General features: G+C 58.8%; 15 protein-coding genes. 3 read left to right on the top strand and 12 right to left on the bottom strand.

From position 1 onward, the window contains the following. Nucleotides 1-5: 5 nt before the first annotated feature. From ACHUE7_RS17215 to ACHUE7_RS17160, 12 genes are all read right to left on the bottom strand, one after another. Nucleotides 6-470, bottom strand: a complete 465-nt coding sequence (locus ACHUE7_RS17215) for a hypothetical protein (RefSeq protein WP_127558090.1) — start codon at nucleotides 468-470, stop codon at nucleotides 6-8. Between the two features lie 34 nt (nucleotides 471-504). Next, a complete protein-coding gene (locus ACHUE7_RS17210; RefSeq protein ID WP_394171116.1) occupies nucleotides 505-2,295 on the bottom strand; it encodes a hypothetical protein in 1,791 nt (596 codons plus the stop codon). Between the two features lie 41 nt (nucleotides 2,296-2,336). After that, entirely contained in the window at nucleotides 2,337-2,969 is a 633-nt protein-coding gene (locus ACHUE7_RS17205; RefSeq protein ID WP_394171115.1) for a hypothetical protein, read from the bottom strand. Further along, the gene (locus ACHUE7_RS17200) at nucleotides 2,966-4,099 is read right to left on the bottom strand and encodes a hypothetical protein (RefSeq protein WP_394171114.1); all 1,134 of its coding nucleotides are present in this window, start codon (nucleotides 4,097-4,099) and stop codon (nucleotides 2,966-2,968) included. The genes ACHUE7_RS17205 and ACHUE7_RS17200 overlap by 4 nt, the downstream gene beginning before the upstream one ends. A 413-nt stretch (nucleotides 4,100-4,512) precedes the next feature. Continuing rightward, nucleotides 4,513-4,890, bottom strand: a complete 378-nt coding sequence (locus ACHUE7_RS17195; protein WP_394171113.1) for a Na+/H+ antiporter subunit G — start codon at nucleotides 4,888-4,890, stop codon at nucleotides 4,513-4,515. 46 nt (nucleotides 4,891-4,936) lie between these two features. Then, on the bottom strand, nucleotides 4,937-5,206 hold the full coding sequence (locus ACHUE7_RS17190; protein WP_394171112.1) for a K+/H+ antiporter subunit F: 270 nt from the start codon (nucleotides 5,204-5,206) through the stop codon (nucleotides 4,937-4,939). After that, nucleotides 5,200-5,688, bottom strand: a complete 489-nt coding sequence (locus ACHUE7_RS17185) for a Na+/H+ antiporter subunit E (protein WP_394171110.1) — start codon at nucleotides 5,686-5,688, stop codon at nucleotides 5,200-5,202. Before ACHUE7_RS17185 ends, ACHUE7_RS17190 begins: the two co-directional genes overlap by 7 nt. Further along, complete coding sequence (locus tag ACHUE7_RS17180; protein WP_394171109.1) at nucleotides 5,685-7,190, bottom strand: monovalent cation/H+ antiporter subunit D; 1,506 nt, start codon at nucleotides 7,188-7,190, stop codon at nucleotides 5,685-5,687. Before ACHUE7_RS17180 ends, ACHUE7_RS17185 begins: the two co-directional genes overlap by 4 nt. Then, complete coding sequence (locus tag ACHUE7_RS17175) at nucleotides 7,190-7,555, bottom strand: Na+/H+ antiporter subunit C (RefSeq protein ID WP_127558074.1); 366 nt, start codon at nucleotides 7,553-7,555, stop codon at nucleotides 7,190-7,192. The genes ACHUE7_RS17180 and ACHUE7_RS17175 overlap by 1 nt, the downstream gene beginning before the upstream one ends. After that, entirely contained in the window at nucleotides 7,555-10,350 is a 2,796-nt protein-coding gene (locus ACHUE7_RS17170; protein WP_394171108.1) for a monovalent cation/H+ antiporter subunit A, read from the bottom strand. The genes ACHUE7_RS17175 and ACHUE7_RS17170 overlap by 1 nt, the downstream gene beginning before the upstream one ends. Nucleotides 10,351-10,760: 410 nt before the next feature. Then, the gene (locus tag ACHUE7_RS17165; protein ID WP_394171107.1) at nucleotides 10,761-11,588 is read right to left on the bottom strand and encodes a hypothetical protein; all 828 of its coding nucleotides are present in this window, start codon (nucleotides 11,586-11,588) and stop codon (nucleotides 10,761-10,763) included. A 91-nt stretch (nucleotides 11,589-11,679) separates the two neighbouring features. Next, nucleotides 11,680-13,170 (bottom strand): aldehyde dehydrogenase, encoded by a 1,491-nt coding sequence (locus tag ACHUE7_RS17160; protein ID WP_394171105.1) that lies wholly within the window; start codon nucleotides 13,168-13,170, stop codon nucleotides 11,680-11,682. A 292-nt stretch (nucleotides 13,171-13,462) separates the two neighbouring features. Between ACHUE7_RS17160 and aptA the strand changes: the two genes are divergently transcribed. The 3 genes from aptA to ACHUE7_RS17145 all read left to right on the top strand — a co-directional run bounded on the left by aptA (nucleotide 13,463) and on the right by ACHUE7_RS17145 (nucleotide 17,888). Beyond that, the gene (gene aptA / locus ACHUE7_RS17155; protein ID WP_394171104.1) at nucleotides 13,463-14,824 is read left to right on the top strand and encodes an omega-aminotransferase AptA; all 1,362 of its coding nucleotides are present in this window, start codon (nucleotides 13,463-13,465) and stop codon (nucleotides 14,822-14,824) included. A 40-nt stretch (nucleotides 14,825-14,864) separates the two neighbouring features. After that, on the top strand, nucleotides 14,865-16,352 hold the full coding sequence (locus tag ACHUE7_RS17150; protein WP_394171103.1) for a CoA-acylating methylmalonate-semialdehyde dehydrogenase: 1,488 nt from the start codon (nucleotides 14,865-14,867) through the stop codon (nucleotides 16,350-16,352). Nucleotides 16,353-16,601: 249 nt separating this feature from the next. Then, entirely contained in the window at nucleotides 16,602-17,888 is a 1,287-nt protein-coding gene (locus ACHUE7_RS17145; RefSeq protein ID WP_394171102.1) for an NAD(P)/FAD-dependent oxidoreductase, read from the top strand. Nucleotides 17,889-17,938: the final 50 nt, after the last annotated feature.

The following is a 17,938-nucleotide window of genomic DNA, read 5'->3' as shown; positions in this document are numbered from 1 at the left end:
GTTGGTCAAATGTCTTGCTGGTATTGTTGTTTCAGTAACAATAAAAACGTTTCCGGTGCGGGTAACGACACCAGCCGCGCTGCGATGGACGACATGCCTTCAGCCGATACCGAGAACTTTCGGGCATAGCCCACATCAACCGACGCCGCTGCCATAAAAACGCCGTACTGAACGCCCACCTGCACCCCGACATTTACCGAGGTTTCGGTGCTTTCCGTCATGCTGAAACTGAGCTTGGCTTCCACCGTCGCCTCGGTAAACGCATAAAAGCTGGGCACAAATCCGAGCGATAACAGGTTGTAGGTGGTGTCGCCAATCTCGACTTCCGACTCGGCCAGCGACTGGGCAATCTCGATCGAATTTTTATCGAGCGCCAGTTGCGCCTGGGCAATGGCGACCCCCAGCTTTTCAATAATCTGCGGCAGCGGGGCCGACATTAACGAGCGGGTAACCGCCGGTACCTCACTCATGATGAATGCTCCTCGGTCGTTGCTTCATGGCCGTTCAATCGTTCTGTGCCAGAAAGGTTTTTATGGTTTCCAGAAACTCCGGTGGTGCGGGAATGGAGACCAGTCGCGCCGAAATGGAAGAGTTGCCGGTGACGTTCATTTCAAACTGACGCGAGAAACGCACATCCAGTGATGCCCCAACCGCCACGGTGCGATTGCCGGTGTTTTGCCGCGTCAGACTCGAAGACTCGGTGCGTGTGAACTGCCGGGTTACGGTGATACCCTCGGTGCCGCTGATTTGTATCGAGCGTTCTTCAGAGGACACCAGCGTCAGCCGGAACGGTGTGCTCTTGCCAAACACCGTCACCACATTGGCCTCGGCAGAGGCACTGAAATCGACACTGGCGTTGGCGTTAATATCGTTCTTCAGATTCTCGGCATAGGCTGACGGACTGCCCGCTGCATGGCCTGCGGCTGACGCACCGGAGAAGGGAAAATCCGTCCCTTCAATGGTGACTTTCTTGCCAGACAGAGACAGTGACTGAGGCCGGTACAACCAGGCAAACCCATTGCCGCTGGTGCCGGGCGTGGTTTTATCCGGTGTGACACTTTCGATGGTTAGGCCTGAGTTGGGCGAGCGCACCAGCAGGTAATAGACCGAGCGGTTTTTGATGCGAATTTCTGCTTTGCGAAAGTTCACGTTGTCGGGCGTACCACCGGCGGCCTGTGCATCGGCGGAGCCTTCCGACGTTATCCGCCTTACCTGGTTTGCGGGCAGCCCCTGGCCCAACAGAATTCGAATGACTTCATCGGCCCGGCAGTTGCCCAGATCGATATTGCTCTGGTTTGATTCGGAAGGGCTCTGATTCCGGTACCGCTGAGCGTCGGCAAAGCCTTTGACTTCGAGTTCAAAATTATGATCCTTGGCGAACTGGGCCAGATAGCCAAGGCTCTGAATCATGTCGTCGTTGTACGTGGTGCCATCGATGCTGAAGGTTTCCAGGTGGTGCTTGCCGGTTTTGAAATGGGTGGTGGTGATCGGGTCGGTGGGCGCGTAGAGCGATGCCGTGTAGCCCGCTCCTTCCACTTCGGTTTTGACATGGTCGGCGTACGCCTGCAGTGCCCCCTGGGCGGTGGTGTTTACCGTGATACTGCCATTAAATTCATAATCGGTAGCGCTGTTGGCGTCGATCTGAATCACGCAGCGGTCGAAGCCCCCGCCCTTAAACGCGACGGTGCGGTCGGTGGTGGCCACTTTTTCGGGTTCGGCATCGGTGCTAATGGTGAATGTACGGTCGGGGTGTTCGTACAACAGACGCGGCACACCAGCCTGGGCGTCAGATGTAACCGCCTCCTGCAGTGCACGGATGCGTGCCAGGGGGTCATCACCGCTGATCTGGAATTGGCGGCCGCCCAGGGTCAGTGCACCGGTACTGGATGATTGCACGCTGATTTCAGCGGTGCGCTCACGCGAGGCCGTGCTCGATCCGCTCTCGGTGCTTTCACTGCTTTCGGACTGATCGCTGTCGGAGGTTTGGGTGTCGTTGAATGAGCCGTTCAGGTTCAAACCCACGCTCAGGTCTTTTTCGACGCGCAAACTCAATTGCAAGGAACAGGAAATATCGGCGTGTTGGTAATGATAAAACGCCGGAGACAGACCCAGGTCGAGCAAGGTGCGACCGCCGAGTCCGTCCCTGGGGGTGATGAATTCGGCGATCTGATCAACCGAGTTTTCATCCAGTGCCTGTTGTGCCTCCGCAATGGACAAGCCCAGAGTTTTAATGAATTCGGCGACACTGGCGTCTGCCAGTACCTGGCCGGGTGTGAGTCCATCGTAATCTGTCATTGCCTTTCTCCTGGCCGCCTGGAGGCGGAGTAATCAGCGGTTTATAACAGTGAACTGCGGGTGCGGTGCGACGCTGGACCGGCGTTCGTCGCTGCCGGTAACGGGCGTGCCCGGCGAGCGTCGACCTGGTCGGTACGAACGCTGAAATAGTGATGCTTGCGCTGGGCGTCGGTCAGGCGGGCCGGGTCCGGGTGCAGGCCGCGCTGCAACCAGCCAATGACCTGTTCGGTCAGCCCCAGGGTGTTTTGCCCGGCAATCTGGCGTGCTTTTTCCAGGCTGGCAAAGGCCGCCTTGCGATCGCCGAGTTTGGCGTAGATCAGGCCCTGGCGTTCGAGGATGCTGCCGTGATCCCGGGCGTGTAGCCGGCGCTGATTGCCCGGCTCTAGCCGAAGGGTCTGATAGTACTCATCGGCCTTTTCGCAGTAATCCAGCACGTCCTGATAGCTTCCGGTCAGCTCCAGGCTCTCCAGTACGCATTGGCTGTAGTGCCGGAAAAACACTTCGGGCGCTCGGGCCGACACCGCGAGCTTGATGGCCTCGCGATAGTGACGCAGGGCTTCGTCATGATCGCCCCTGAGTGCACAGCATTTTCCGGCTTCAGCCACACCCAGGTGGTAAGCGTGTGCGTCGGCGCTGGCTGGTTTGGCTGACTGCGTTGTTCTCGCCTGAGTCATGAGGCTATCTCCACCAGTTCTGCTGCTGTACCGGTTGCTGCCAAAGCCCCGCGTACCACCCGAGCCTGCAATTCAGGCAGGGCGTAGGGCAATTGGAAGGGGAGTGCAGGCAGGGTCGTTTGGGCGCCGTCGAGCAAGCCCAGAGACTGCAGCGTGCGCTGCAATTGCCGGGGCTCCCGGGTGTGCGTGATTTTCAGTCCCAGCGGCATAAAGCTGATCAGGTCGGCACGGACGCTGAGCCCGGTCTGCGTCAGCGCCAGCAGTGTGGATTGCAGGTGCTCGTTGGGCAGTGCTTCGATCAGGGTGATGGGGGTATTGGCAAAGAGTTTCGCAATGATGTGTTCAGGGATGCCTGCCAAGTCGCCAAGGGCGGCACAGGCGTCGGCGGTGGCACCCTGGCCGGGTTCGGTCAGTACCAGATCGTAGCGCAGGAAATCCTGATTGATCACTCGCAGGGTGTTGGCCTTCTGAAAGGCTGACCAGAGTGCATCGGCCTGTGTTTTGTCGAGGTCAATCAGTACGCAGCCCTGGTCGGCAATAGGCTGGTAGCCCCGTCGGCGCAGCTCCAGACCGGTACGCTGAGCCTGCTCGGGGCTGTCTGCCGTCAGAAAGACACTGTAGCGAGCGGTTTTCGGGTTCGAGGCGATCAGTTCAATGCCATCGCCCAGTCGGTCACGCAGCGCAATCAGCGTAGCCTGGCTGACATTGCCGAGAATGATGCCGGGCGGCGAGGTGAGCAGGTGCGATGTCTCAGCGGCGGTCGTGCCGAGAAAGCGCGCGAGTTCATCAAGGATGCGGTCGTAAGCCTGAACGTCAGTAATATAAGCGGCGATGTCGACATAGCCATCCGCAGGCGTCAAGGGCTGATCACAGGAGTCGATTCGCGTCTCGTAGCCGAGGCTGGCCAGTAACGTTTGCATTTGTTCGGCGATGTCGACCGACACCCGGTCAATTAGAATGGAGGGCGCGCGGTAGAGGGCATTAAGTACGCTTTGAACGGAAACGCCGAGCCCAAGTGCGATGGATTTGGCGGACGCCGGTGTGGCCTTTCCAATAGAGGTGACAACCAGTCGATACTCGCCTTCAGCAGGCGGCGTCTGTGGCGCAGTGTTGGCTGAAGCATCAGACATAGGCTAACCCGTTCCCTAGCTGGTGCCATGACACCAGTGGATGTTCCTTGTCCACGCAGACAGCAACACGATACGGGGACACCCAAGTCACTTCACGATCTGAACATCGCGACAACGTAAGTGCCTGTGGAAGAAAAGCAGCGGGTGGCAGGGCTGTCAAACTGACTTCGGCAGGGTAGGCGAATAAAAGCTAAATTTGTGAGCAGGTACGCAGTTTTACCGGTGGTAGGTCCATGCTATGAGTTTGAGCGTCGCTGAATAACGCGTCTGGTTACCCATTCTTACTTGTGTGCCCCGGCTGGGGGCTCGGAGACCGCATACATGCGGTCTAGCGGCCGGCTGTAGGCGCACCCGGTAGTCCTTGGATGGCAAGTGGTTGACCTGGAGCGAATGGTTATCTCATGACATTCGCGTTATTCATTCGTTTCAGGTGCCTCAGGCGGTTGACGATTGCGGGCGGGCTCCTGCAAGTGCAGGTTCTGGGTGCGGTCGATCGCCTTTTTTTCCTTGTGCATGGCGGCCTTGCCCATCATGTGGGCAGTGATGGGGGCGGTTATGAACAGGAACAGGGTGATCACCAGTTCCTTTACGCTGATGCCTTCCTGAGTCACGCTGAAGAATAGCGTTGAGGCGATCAGCACCGCACCGATGCCCAGGGTTGAGGCTTTGGTGGGCGCATGGAGGCGGGTGTAAAAGTCGGGCAGCTTGGCCAGGCCAATGGAACCGACCATCAGAAAAAAGGCACCGAGCAATAACAGTATTATGACCAGCCATTCTACAAAAAGGCTCATTGAACAACTCCACAAATGGTCGGCAGGCGGCGTGGGCCGCCCGGTATTATTCGATCAGATCGCCGCGCACCAGGTATTTGCACAGCGCCGCCGTGCTGACAAAACCCAGCATGGCAATGAGCAGGGCGCCCTCGAAATACAGCGGCGAGCCGAAATACAAACCCAGCAATACAATTAACGCGATGCTGTTGATGTACATGGTGTCGAGCGCCAGCACACGGTCGAGCACACTGGGGCCCTTTAGCAGTCGCCACAGGTTGAGCAGCAGCCCGATGCCGACAAAGGTGCAACTGATCAGAACAACCGTCGTCAGCATCCGAATATCTCCTTCAGCGGCGCTTCATAGCGCTGTTTAATGTTGGCGATGGTGTCGGCTTCGTTCACCAGATTCAAAACATGAACATAAAGCCAGCGTTTATCTTCCGACACCTCGATGCTCACGGTGCCGGGCGTCAGTGAAATGCTGCTGGCCAGCAGGGTAATGGGCAAATCCTGAGTGATGTCGAGCGGAACGGCGATAAAGCCCGGGCTAATCTTGCGCACGGGGCCCAGAACCTGAATGGCGACTTCAACGTTGGAGACAATGATGTCACCCATCAGCATCAACAGGTATTTCGCCGCCGACAGCGGCTTTTTCAGCGTTGGCTGGTTCTTGCGCATGGACGAAGTGCCGAGCGGAATCAGCAACGCAAAAATCAGCCCGAGCAGAATTTGACCGGGCGACATGCTGTTGTTCATCAGCAGCCAGACGATCAACAGCAGCAGGCTCAAATACGGGAACGGCAGTAGTCGTTTCATGGCTGGCCCTCCGCCATCAGCGTCTGGACTTCAGGGTACATCTGCTGCATTTGCAAAGCCGCTGCCTCGGCAAATTCGGTAGCCGGGCCGCCAAAAATAACCAGCGCCGGCGAGGCCAGCAGCAGGAAGGCAATGGCAATCAGCTGAATCGGCTGTGCGTTGTCGGTACCGGTTTTATTGCCCGATACATGCCAGAACAGGTTGGTGCCAGCCCTGGAAAGCGCAATGATCACCGCCAGGCTGCTGAGCAGAATGGTGGACCAGACCCAGCCCATCTCCGTGGCGGTTTGGGCCGCCTGCAGCAGCAACGCCTTGCCGACAAAACCGGAGAGCGGCGGCAAACCCGCAACCGTAACCGCACCGATAAAGAACAACAGGCCAAGCATGGGGGCCTGTTTCATGGGCCGTGACACCACAAAACGGTCGGACGCCTGACCGCGTTGCTGGGCGATCACGTCGGCCAGTAAAAAGAGGGCACCGGTAACCAGCGTGGTGTGCACCAGATAGTAAAGCCCGCCGATGACCGCCTGGGTATTGAGCAATACTACCGCCACCAGCAAGGTGCCGGCGGAAATAAGAATCAGGTTGGCGACCAGGGTGCGCAGCGTCGGGGCTGCGAGTACGCCTACCGCTCCTATCACCAGCGTCAGCAGCGCCATCGGCCAGATCCACGGGATGGCAATGTAGGCCAGGTCTCCGGCCTGCTCACCAAACACCACGGTATGCACCCGGAAGATGCTGTAGATGCCCACCTTGGTCATGATCGCGAACATCGCCGCAACCGGCGCAGAGGCAGAGGCATAGGCTTTGGGCAGCCAGAAGTGCAACGGCATCATCGCGGCTTTCAGGCCGAACACGACCAGCAGTAACAGCGCCCCGGCCTCGGCCAGAATGCTGGCGCCGGGCGTCAGCTCAGCAATGCGAGTCGACATTTGCGCCATGTTCAGGGTGCCGAGGGTGCCGTAGAGCATGCCGAGCGCAAACAGGAAAAATGCCGAGCCGATCAGGTTCAGCACAATATAGTGCACGTTGGCCTGGGTTTTTTGCTTGCCACCGCCGTGAATCAACAAGGCGTATGAGGCAATGAGCAGCACTTCGAAGAAGACGAAGAGGTTAAAAATATCGCCGGTCAGAAAGGCCCCGTTGACACCCATCAACTGATACATCATCAGCGAATGAAAGTATTTACCCCGGTTGTCGTCGCCGGCCAGAGAATAGAGCACCGCCCCGATCGCCAGCACGGTGGTCAGCAGCACCAGCAGGGACGATAGCCGGTCTGCCACCAGCAGAATGCCGAACGGCGGTTGCCAGTCACCCAGTACATACAGTTGCGTTGCCTGGGTGCTCAGGCGGAACAGCACCAGAGCCCCGACGAGCATCAGTGCCAGGCTGACCAGGCTGGCAATCCGCTGGCGACGGATCGTTCCGGCCAGCGGTGGCAGCAGCATCAGGGTGCCAGCCAGCAAGGGAATCAGAATGGGGAGCACGGCCCAATGTTGCATTAATTCTTCTCCTTGAGCCGGTCACTGGGCAGGCCGGCACCCGGTGGGTTGCGGCCGTCGACGTGGTCGTTGCCCAGATCGGAGCGGGCGCGGATGGCGAGAATCACCACGAAGGCGGTCATCGCGAAACCAATGACGATGGCGGTCAGCACCAGAGCTTGTGGCAGGGGGTCGGCGTACTGATCTGATTGGCCCAGAATGGTGGCGCCGTTGATCAGCAGTCGACCGCTGGAAAACAGAAAGAGGTTCACCGCATAGGACAACAAAGTAATGCCGACCACCACCGGGAAGGTGCGGCCGCGCAAGGTTAAAAACAGGCCGCAAGCGGTCATCAGGCCAACGCAAAAGGCAAAGATGGCTTCCATTATTGGTGCTCCGTCTCTCGTGCGCGTTCAGTGGTGGTGTGCTGGCCCAGGTTCGCCAGAATCAGCATGGTGGCGCCGACCACGGTCAGGTAGACACCCAGGTCAAAGGCTATGGCGCTGGCGACCTCGAATTCGCCGATGACCGGCCAGGTCCAGTAGTCGTACCAGGAGGTCAGGAAGGGGTAGCCAAACGCCCAGCTGCCGAGGCCAGTGAGCGTGGCGATCAGCAGACCGCTGCCGATGACCTTCTGGTAGTCGAGTTTCAGCCGGTCTTTGAGCCAGTCGACGCCGTGGGCAATGTACTGCTGAATAATCGCAATGGAGGTAACCAGCCCGGCAATGAAGCCGCCACCTGGCAGGTTGTGCCCGCGCAGGAAGATGTAGGCCGAAACCAGCAGGGCGAGCGGCAGCAGGCCCTGGGAAATGACCGAGAGCATCATCGGGTGTTTGTCTTCGGTCCAGGGGCGGCCATCGTCGTCGCTGGTCGGTTTGAACAGCCCCATCCGGGCGATCAGTTTGTAGATGCCAAGGGCGGCGATGCCCAGCACGGTGATCTCACCCAGGGTATCGAACCCCCGGAAGTCGACCAGAATGACGTTGACCACGTTGGTGCCGCCACCGCCGCTTTTGGCGTTGTCGAGGAAGAAATCGGAAATGCTGTCCAGCGGCCGGGTGATGATGGCGTAGTTGATGGTGCCGATGATGCCACCAAAGATGGCGGCAATGGTCAGGTCCCGCGCGACCCGGCGCGGGCTCGATTCCTTGGGTGTGCTTTGCGGCAGGAAGAACAGCGCCAACAGCAACAGAATGATGGTGACCACTTCAACCGACAACTGTGTCAGCGCCAGGTCGGGTGCGGAGAACAGCGCGAAGGCAAGCGACACGATCAGCCCGACCACCGACAGCATCAACAGCGCAATCAGCCGCTTGCGGTGCCAGATAACGGTCGCCAGAGACGACAATGCCAGCAGGGCTGCACCGGAGAGCATGACGGCATCGACCGGAATCTGAGGGCGCAGACCGGCAGTGGTGTTCAGATCGATCAGGGGCAGGCCGAGCAACACCAGCGCCAGCAGTATCAGCAGGAAGGCGTAGCGTTGCAGCGACCCGTTTTCGAACCACTCGATAAAGCGAGCGCAGTGCTTCATCACCCATTTCACCGATTTGTCGAAGATCAGGTTGGCATTGGCTTCCGGGAACTGGGCCTGGAAGGTAAACAGTTTTTCCCGATTGAAGTAGACGTAGGCGCCGCCGGTCATCGCCAGGGCGCTCATCAGCAGCGGCAGGTTGAAACCGTGCCAGATGTAGAGGCCGTAGTCGGGCAATGCACCGCCCACTACCGAACCGGCCGCCGCCGCTAGCAATTTGCCAATCAGCAGCGCTGGCCAGATGCCGACCAGCAGACACAGGGCGACCAGAATGTCGATCGGTAGCCGCATGTAGCGCGGCGGTTCATGCGGTGTTTTGGGCAGGTCGACCGGCTCGCCGTTGAAGAACACATCGTGAATAAAGCGCAGCGAATAGGCGACCGAAAAGGCGGTACCCACAGTCGCCAGTACCGGGATCATCCAGGACAGGGAACCGAGGGAGCTCTGGTCCAGGGTTTCGGCGAAGAACATCTCTTTCGACAGAAAGCCGTTCAGCAAGGGGACACCAGCCATGGACGCGGCAGCGACCATCGCCAGGGTGGCGGTATAGGGCATGTACTTCCACAGGCCGTTCAACCTTCGCATGTCGCGGGTGCCGGTCTCGTGGTCGATGATGCCGGCGGCCATGAACAGCGAGGCTTTGAAAATGGCGTGATTAATGATGTGGAACACGGCAGCGACGGCGGCCATGTCGGATCCCATGCCGAGCAGCAGGGTGATCAGGCCCAGGTGGCTGACGGTGGAGTAGGCCAGCAGACCTTTGAGGTCGTGTTTGAACAGGGCGGTGTAGGCGCCGATCAGCAGGGTGGTCAGGCCGGTAAGGCTGACAATCACGAACCAGAGTTCGGTGCCGGACAGTACCGGGTAAAACCGGGCCATCAGAAAGATGCCGGCTTTCACCATGGTGGCGGAGTGCAAGTAAGCACTCACGGGTGTCGGCGCGGCCATGGCGTAGGGCAGCCAGAAGTGAAACGGGAACTGGGCTGATTTGGTGAAAGCGCCGAGCAGTACCAGGATGACGATGACGGGGTAGGCGGCATGTTCGCGCAGCAGGTCGCCACTGCTGAGTACGGCGGTCAGGTCGTAGCTGCCGACGATGTTGCCGATCATGATGACGCCGGCCAGCAGTGCCAGGCCGCCGAGGCCGGTGACGGTCATGGCCATGCGGGCGCCTTTGCGGGCGTCGCTGTTGTGGTTCCAGAAGCTGATCAGCAAAAAGGAGCTGACGCTGGTCATTTCCCAGAAGACCCACATTTGCAGGAGGTTATGCGAGACCACAATGCCGAGCATGGCGGTCATGAACAGGATCAGGTAGGCGTAGAACAGACCCATTGAGTCTTTGTCGGACAGATAATAGCGGGCGTAGAGGATGATCAGCAGGCCGATGCCGAGTACCAGTATCGCAAACAGCAGCGCCAGTCCATCGAGATGCACGGACAATTCCAGGCCAAGCAGGGGTATCCAGGGCAGGGTGGCAACCACGGGTTGTCCGTCGAAGACGGCCGGTACCTGCAGCAATACCAGTAGCAGTGCCAGCGCTGGCAGGGCGGCGGTTGCAAAGGCACAGGCGGTACGACCGAAGCGATCAGTCAGCAGGGGTACAACTGTCCCCAGCAAAGGTAACAGCAGTATCCAGAAAAGACTCATGGGTGGGTAAGACTCCCCTTGGTTAAAACGGCAACATCCAGCGAGACGACCCTTGAACCTACGCTCCAGCGCGGTGCACAGATGGGTCCGCTCGCTCGCTGTTCAATGGCGAAAGAGGATAACGAGGCAGGCAACAAGCGTCCAGAAAAACCGAAATTGTTGGTGAAGTGCCAAGAGTTCGTGGAAGCCACCGGGTAGGCCTATCCGGGGTCGTCGTGAATCCATCCATGGAGACTAGACCGCAACATCCATGTTGCGGACTACCCCGGATAGGCCTACCCGGCAGCCTCCACTCGGCACGGTGGCATGTTCGGTTTTCATCTTTTGTAAGAGGCCAGTCCCCTGGGCGACTGGAAGAACACAGTGCCAGTGAAATCAGCTATTCGCACAATACCCGATCACCACACCCCTCAACCGGGCTGTGTAATCAGCGTAATAACCCGCCGCTGGTGTAAATTAACCGGCGGTTCATAGACTTCACTGAACAACTCATTGGCGACATCACGAATCACACCGTCCTGATAGGCTGCTTTCATGACGGTATTGAGCAGGGTATGCAATTCCGGGTTGGTGGGGGTGACGTACAGAATGTGATCGCGGTCGTATACGAAGACCAGGTTTTCCTCGACAGCCAGCTCCTGCTGCTGAGGCCATTCGAGTACGATTTCATGGGCTCCCCGGGGCAGGTAGTCGACGCCCCTCAGGCCCGAGGCCACCATCTGGTAGAGCCGTTTCCAGTCTCCGGGAATGCCCTGCACCGGCAGGTTGTTGGTTTCCCAGATGAGCTTGTCGCCCCAGGCCTGACCCATGCCGGCGACTTTGTTGAGCGCGATAAAATCGTCGAGTGTGCTGACCTGGTTGTAGTCCTGCTGGCTGCCCGGAGGGATGAACAGGATACGGTGGTTCACCAGATTGTCGGTCATGCCGACCTGGACGTTCAGGAAGCGTTCGTTGCGGGCAGGGGTCTGGCCCAGTATCAGCGTGTCGATATTGCCCTGTTCCATCAACACTTCGAGGCGGGTGGTGGGCATGTTGCCAAGGTTGGTGATTTCCACCGCATAGCCCTGGTGATTCAGTGAGCGTGTCAGCAGGGTGGACATATAGTTAAAGGACGCCGGGGTTCCGCCCAGAGTGAGGTGTACTGGTTCCCGGGCCTGGGCCGTCAACAGGGGGAGCAAGCACAGCAGGCTGATGTGCAGCCAGCGGCGGTGTTGGGACAGGTTAGTGATTACTTGCATCCAGTGCGCCCAACGTTGGAGGTCAGTATGCTCGGGGTGAGGCCTGTTCCTTTAGGCCTCACCCCGCTAACCGGTATATGGTGCCGGGGTGTTACAGCTTGATCCAGGTGGCTTTGATTTCGCTGTATTTGTCGAACGCATGCAGCGATTTGTCGCGACCATTACCAGATTGCTTGTAGCCCCCGAAGGGTGCGGTCATGTCGCCGCCATCCCATTGGTTGACCCAGACTGACCCGGCCCGCAGACCGCGTGCAAAGCGGTGCGCCCGGCTCAGATTGCTGGTCCAGACGGCGGCGGCCAGGCCATAAATGGTGTCGTTAGCGATGGCCAGAGCCTCTGCTTCATCGGTAAATCTTATCACCGACAGCACGGGTCCGAATATCTCTTCTTTGAAGATGGTCATGTCCCGGGTGACGTCTTCGAACACGGTCGGTTCCATAAAGAAACCGCCATCGACGGTGTCGGCGCGGTTACCTCCGGTCGAAAGACGGGCGCCCTGGGTTTTGCCGGTGTCGATGTAGCCCTGAACGCGTTTGAGCTGGGTCTCGTCCACAATGGCGCCCACATTGGTGGCCGGGTCGAGCGGGTTGCCAGGCTTCCAGTCCTGTACCGCCCGCACGACTTCGGCCATGAAGTCGTCGGCAATGCTGGCCTCGACTAATAGACGAGAGCCCGCGGTGCAGACTTCGCCCATATTGAAGCAGATGCCCTCGGCGGCGGCTTTGGCGGCGGCCGGCAGGTCCGGTGCGTCGGCGAAGACGACGTTGGGTGATTTGCCGCCCGCTTCGGTCCAGACCCGTTTCATGTTGGATTCGCCGGCGTAGATCATCAGTTGTTTGGCAATGGCCGTAGAGCCGGTGAACACCAGGGTGTCTACATCCATATGCAGCGCCAGCGCCTTGCCGACGGTGTGGCCGAAGCCCGGCAGTACGTTGAACACACCGTCGGGAATGCCCGCTTCTTTGGCCAGGGCGGCCAGGCGCAGTGCCGACAATGGGGATTTTTCAGACGGTTTCAGAATGACCGAATTGCCCATGGCCAGGGCCGGGCCGATTTTCCAGCTGGCCATGATCAGCGGGAAGTTCCAGGGTACGATGGCGGCAACCACGCCGACAGCTTCGCGGGTGACCAGGCCCAGTTCGCCCGGGCCGGTTGGGGCGACTTCGTCGTAGAGTTTGTCGATGGCCTCAGCCGACCACTGCAGGCTGCGGCGGGTGGCCGGGATATCGACATTGCGGGCATCAGAGATGGGTTTGCCCATGTCGAGCGTTTCCAACAGGGCAAGCTCGTCGCCGTGCTGCTTGATCAGGTCGACGAAGCGCAGCAGGATGGTTTTACGCTTGGCAGGCGGCAATTGCGACCAGCGGCCATCATTAAAGGCAGCGCGTGCGTGACGCACGGCACTGTCGGCATCGGCACTGTCGCAGGCTGCTACGTTGGCCAGCAACCGGTTGTCGATCGGGCTGCGGCTTTCAAACGTCTCGCCTGACTTGGCAGCCTGGTATTGGCCATTGATAAAGGCACGTCCTTCCGGCTTGAGCTCGGCGGCGCGTTGAGTCCAGTATTCGAGGGTATCGGTCATGTTGGGAACCTGTTAGTCAGCGTCATTCTTATTGCACGCTACCTTACCCCAGTCGCTGGCCGGGTTTCAATATATTGAACGCAAAGGGCGCGCTTCACCCCGATTATCGATGCCGCCCATATGACCCTCGGCTATTAGCAGATGCGCCTTGATGACCCTATCGAATCAAGGCTTCAGCAAGACTTGATGTTTTAATTATTTTACATACACTGGCCTCCATGTGTTCGAAATAACAAACATCACAGGTGCGGCCCGACGGTAGCGCCACGGTTCAGTCGGAGTGAGAACGGCCATGACCCAGACCCCAGATAACACGTCCAAGCAAACCCAGACGGCCCGTTCGGCCGATTCACCGGCGAAGACCGATGCGTTCTGGATGCCTTTTACCGCCAACCGGCAATTCAAAGCTGAGCCCCGACTGATGGTCGGCGCCGAAGGCATGCATTACACAACGGAAGACGGCCGCAGTGTTCTGGACGGCACGGCGGGGCTGTGGTGCGTGAATGCCGGCCATGGCCGGGCGCACATTTCTGAAGCCGTCGCACGTCAGATCAGTGAAATGGATTACGCACCGACCTTTCAGATGGGCCACCCCAAGCCGTTTGAACTGGCCGAGCGGCTGATCAAGCACACACCAGACGGCATTAATAAGGTGTTTTTTACCAATTCCGGCTCAGAGTCGGTCGATACTGCGCTGAAAATCGCTTTGGCTTATCACCGGGCACTGGGCCAGGGCGAGCGTACTCGCCTGATCGGCCGCGAACGGGGTTACCATGGGGTTGGCTTCGGAGGCATCTCTGTTGGTGGCCTGGTGAACAATCGTAAGGCGTTCGGCATGGGACTGAACGGCGTCGATCACATGCGTCATACATTGTTACCGGAAAATGCCTTCAGCAAGGGTTTGCCCGAGCACGGTGCCGATCTGGTTCAGGACCTCGAACGGATGATCGCGCTGCATGGTGCAGAAACCATTGCGGCCGTCATCGTGGAACCGGTCGCCGGTTCGGCAGGCGTCATTCTGCCACCCAAAGGCTACTTGCAGCGCCTGCGCGAACTGACCAGACAGCACGGCATTCTGCTGATTTTCGATGAAGTCATCACCGGTTTTGGCCGCGTCGGCAAGCCGTTCGCCGCCAACCGCTTTGGCGTAACACCGGATCTGATGACCACCGCCAAGGGCCTGACCAACGGCGCCATCCCCATGGGCGCGGTGTTCGCGGCCGACTTCATTCACGATGCCTTTATGCACGGCCCGGAGTCGGTGATCGAGCTGTTCCATGGCTACACCTACTCCGGTCACCCGGTGGCCGCCGCCGCCGCTCTGGCGACTCTCGACATTTACGAGCAGGAAGGCCTGTTTGAGCGCACGCTGGCGATGGAACCCATTTGGCAGGATGCCCTGCACAGCCTGAAAGGCACGCGCCACGTAAAAGACATTCGTAACATCGGCCTGATCGGCGCCATTGAACTGGAAGCGCGCGAAGCGCCCGGTGCCCGTGGCTATGATGTGTTCCACCATTGCTACTGGAAAGGCAATGCGCTGGTTCGCTGCACCGGTGACACCATTGCCATGTCGCCGCCGCTGATCATCAATGAAGCGCAGATAGACGAACTGATGTCGACGCTGAAAACCGCCATTGAGGCCACCGACTGAACCGGCCCCGACTTATTCTATTTATCAGACTGGAAACCCGATGAAACAGATTAGCCACTTTATAAACGGCGCAACCACCGCGCCAAGCAAGCGTTCCGGCCCGGTGTACAACCCGGCGCTGGGTGAACAGACGGCAGAGGTCTCTCTGGCCAGTGCCGACGAAGTCGCCGGCGCCATTAAAGCGGCTAAGGCTGCCTTTGTTGATTGGTCTGAAACCACTCCCCTGAACCGGTCGCGCATTCTGTTTCGCTTTAAAATGCTGCTTGAAGAACGGCTGGACGAACTGGCCGAAGTGATCAGCGCCGAACACGGTAAGGTGTTTGAAGACGCGCGCGGTGAAGTCGTGCGTGGCATGGAAGTGGTCGAATTCGCCTGTGGCATTCCGCACCTGCTGAAAGGCGAAATTACCGAGCAGGTCGGTCGTGGTGTCGATGCCTGGTCGGTCAATCAGCCGCTGGGCGTGGTCGCCGGCATTTCGCCCTTCAACTTCCCGGCCATGGTGCCGATGTGGATGTGGCCCGTCGCCATTGCCTGTGGCAACACCTTCATCATGAAGCCCTCCGAAAAAGACCCGAGCGCGCCCCTGCTGGTCGCCGAATGGTTGAAAGAAGCTGGCTTGCCCGATGGCGTGTTTAATGTGGTGAACGGTGATAAGGAAGCCGTCGATGTATTACTGACTCACCCGTCCATTCAGGCGGTTAGTTTTGTCGGTTCGACTCCTATTGCTGAATACATTTACAGCACCGCCAGCGCCAACGGCAAACGTGTGCAGGCACTTGGCGGCGCTAAGAACCACCTGGTGGTCATGCCCGATGCCGATATTGATGGCGCGGTCAGCGCCCTGACCGGGGCGGCCTATGGCTCTGCCGGTGAACGTTGCATGGCGATTTCAGTGGCGGTCGCGGTCGGCGACATCGCCGACGAACTGGTCGACAAGCTGGCGGAAAAAGCCCGTACCCTGAAAATCGGTAACGGCGCTGAGAAAGGCCTGGATATGGGGCCGCTGGTCACCCGTGAACATCTGGCCAAGGTCACAGGCTATGTCGATGCTGGCGTGAAAGAGGGTGCTACGCTGGTCGTTGATGGTCGTGGTCATAAAGTAGCTGGACACGAGGCGGGCTATTTCATCGGCGGTTGCCTGTTCGACCACGTGACGCCAGAAATGACGATCTATCAGGAAGAAATTTTCGGCCCGGTATTGTGCGTAGTGCGCGTGCCGGATTACGTCAGCGCAGTCAAACTGATCAACGCGCATGAATACGGCAATGGCACCTCAATCTACACCCGCAGCGGTGGCGCAGCACGCCAGTTTACCCGCGATATCCAGGTCGGCATGGTCGGCGTAAACGTGCCCATTCCAGTACCGATGGCCTTCCATGCCTTCGGCGGCTGGAAGCGCTCGCTGTTTGGCAGCAACCACATACACGGCATGGAAGGGGTGCGTTTTTACACCCGTCGCAAAGCCGTGACGGCACGCTGGCCGGAAGGTGACCTGGGTGCAGATTTCGTGATGCCTACCATGGAATAATAGTGGCCGGTTAACTCAGGTTATGGCGTTCGGTGCTGCTATGTTGCCAGTGGTCCGTGCCGGGCACCGGGTGTGCCTAGCCGGGGTCGGCGTGAACCCATCCATGGGGCCTAGACCGCAGCATCCATGCTGCGGACTTCCCCGGATAGGCACACCCGGCACCCGGCACTTGTCTGAATGCGAACGCCAAAGCCTGAGTTACCAGAATCTTAATCGTCCTTCTTTACATTCTTCTTTGTGGAGCCCCAGATGACCCGTCGTACTGAACACACCGGTTCCTATTATGCCGCCAGTGCTAACCCGACTCCGGATCGCCCGGCCCTGACTGAGTCCGTTCAGGCTGATGTCTGTGTGATTGGCGCGGGTTTTACCGGCCTGTCGACCGCATTGCATCTGGCGGAGGCCGGGTTCAGCGTAGTGGTGCTGGAGGCGGCGCGTATTGGTTATGGCGCCAGCGGTCGCAACGGCGGCCAGTTGGTGAACAGCTACAGTCGCGACATTGATGTGATCGAAAAAAATTACGGCATGGATACCGCCAAAATGCTGGGCGGCATGGCGTTTGAAGGAGCTGAAATCATTCGTCAGCGTATTCGCGATTACAAGATTGAGTGTGATTATCGCGATGGCGGTGTGTTTGTAGCGTTCAACAAGCGCCAGTTGCACGAATTGCAGGAGCAAAAAGCGCTTTGGGAGCGCTACGGCCATACCCAGCTCGATTTTCTCGATCGGGACGCCGTACGTAACGTTGTGAAATCCGATCAGTATATCGGCGGCTTGCGCGATAACCGGGCCGGGCATATTCACCCGCTGAATCTTGCGTTAGGCGAAGCCGCAGCGATTGAGCAGCATGGTGGCCAGATTTTTGAAGATTCTCCGGTGGTGAAGATTGACCGGGGTGCCGAGCCGGTGGTCCATACCGACCAGGGTCAGGTGCGCGCCAAGTACGTGATGGTTGCCGGTAATGCCTATCTGGGCAACCTGGTGCCGGAACTGGCCGCCAAGTCGATGCCCTGTGGCACCCAGATCGTGGCCACCGAGGTGCTCGGTGAAGCGCGCGCCCGTGAGCTGATTCCCCAGTTGGAATGTGTCGAAGACTGCAATTACAAGCTCGATTATTATCGCATCACCGGTGATTTTCGCTTGCTTTATGGCGGTGGGGTCACTTACGGCGGCGGAGATCCGGATTCAATCGAGCGCTTCCTGCGCCCGCACCTGGAATCCATTTTCCCGTCTCTCACCGGCGTAAAACTGGACTACGCCTGGGGTGGGGACTTCCTGCTCACCATGAGCCGGCTGCCGCAATTCGGCCGCATCGGCGATAATATCTATTACGCCCAGGGCTACAGCGGCCACGGTGTTACCACCACCCACCTGGCCGGTAAACTGATCGCCGAAGCGCTGCGCGGCCAGGCTGAACGCTTCGACGCGTTTGCCAGCCTGAAGCACTTCCGCTTCCCCGGCGGCCAACTGTTCAGGGCGCCTTATACAGCCATCGGTGCGACTTACTACGGGTTGCGAGACAAGTTGGGGATATAGGTTGGCCTAGGTGCCATTACCCAACCCCAAAAACGTTGCCAAAGCTGCCC

Source organism: Saccharospirillum alexandrii, assembly GCF_043641555.1.
Classification (GTDB): Bacteria; Pseudomonadota; Gammaproteobacteria; order Pseudomonadales; family Natronospirillaceae; genus Saccharospirillum; species Saccharospirillum alexandrii_A.
Note: the sequence above shows the minus strand (reverse complement) of the source record. Positions and strands in the feature narration are given on the sequence as shown.

Bases quoted from the DNA above. Each gene is read 5' to 3' on its own strand.
- ACHUE7_RS17215 (WP_127558090.1), bottom strand. From the start codon at position 470: ATGAGTGAGGTACCGGCGGTTACCCGCTCGTTAATGTCGGCCCCGCTG.
- ACHUE7_RS17210 (WP_394171116.1), bottom strand. From the start codon at position 2,295: ATGACAGATTACGATGGACTCACACCCGGCCAGGTACTGGCAGACGCC.
- ACHUE7_RS17205 (WP_394171115.1), bottom strand. From the start codon at position 2,969: ATGACTCAGGCGAGAACAACGCAGTCAGCCAAACCAGCCAGCGCCGAC.
- ACHUE7_RS17200 (WP_394171114.1), bottom strand. From the start codon at position 4,099: ATGTCTGATGCTTCAGCCAACACTGCGCCACAGACGCCGCCTGCTGAA.
- ACHUE7_RS17195 (WP_394171113.1), bottom strand. From the start codon at position 4,890: ATGAGCCTTTTTGTAGAATGGCTGGTCATAATACTGTTATTGCTCGGT.
- ACHUE7_RS17190 (WP_394171112.1), bottom strand. From the start codon at position 5,206: ATGCTGACGACGGTTGTTCTGATCAGTTGCACCTTTGTCGGCATCGGG.
- ACHUE7_RS17185 (WP_394171110.1), bottom strand. From the start codon at position 5,688: ATGAAACGACTACTGCCGTTCCCGTATTTGAGCCTGCTGCTGTTGATC.
- ACHUE7_RS17180 (WP_394171109.1), bottom strand. From the start codon at position 7,190: ATGCAACATTGGGCCGTGCTCCCCATTCTGATTCCCTTGCTGGCTGGC.
- ACHUE7_RS17175 (WP_127558074.1), bottom strand. From the start codon at position 7,555: ATGGAAGCCATCTTTGCCTTTTGCGTTGGCCTGATGACCGCTTGCGGC.
- ACHUE7_RS17170 (WP_394171108.1), bottom strand. From the start codon at position 10,350: ATGAGTCTTTTCTGGATACTGCTGTTACCTTTGCTGGGGACAGTTGTA.
- ACHUE7_RS17165 (WP_394171107.1), bottom strand. From the start codon at position 11,588: ATGCAAGTAATCACTAACCTGTCCCAACACCGCCGCTGGCTGCACATC.
- ACHUE7_RS17160 (WP_394171105.1), bottom strand. From the start codon at position 13,170: ATGACCGATACCCTCGAATACTGGACTCAACGCGCCGCCGAGCTCAAG.
- aptA (WP_394171104.1), top strand. From the start codon at position 13,463: ATGACCCAGACCCCAGATAACACGTCCAAGCAAACCCAGACGGCCCGT.
- ACHUE7_RS17150 (WP_394171103.1), top strand. From the start codon at position 14,865: ATGAAACAGATTAGCCACTTTATAAACGGCGCAACCACCGCGCCAAGC.
- ACHUE7_RS17145 (WP_394171102.1), top strand. From the start codon at position 16,602: ATGACCCGTCGTACTGAACACACCGGTTCCTATTATGCCGCCAGTGCT.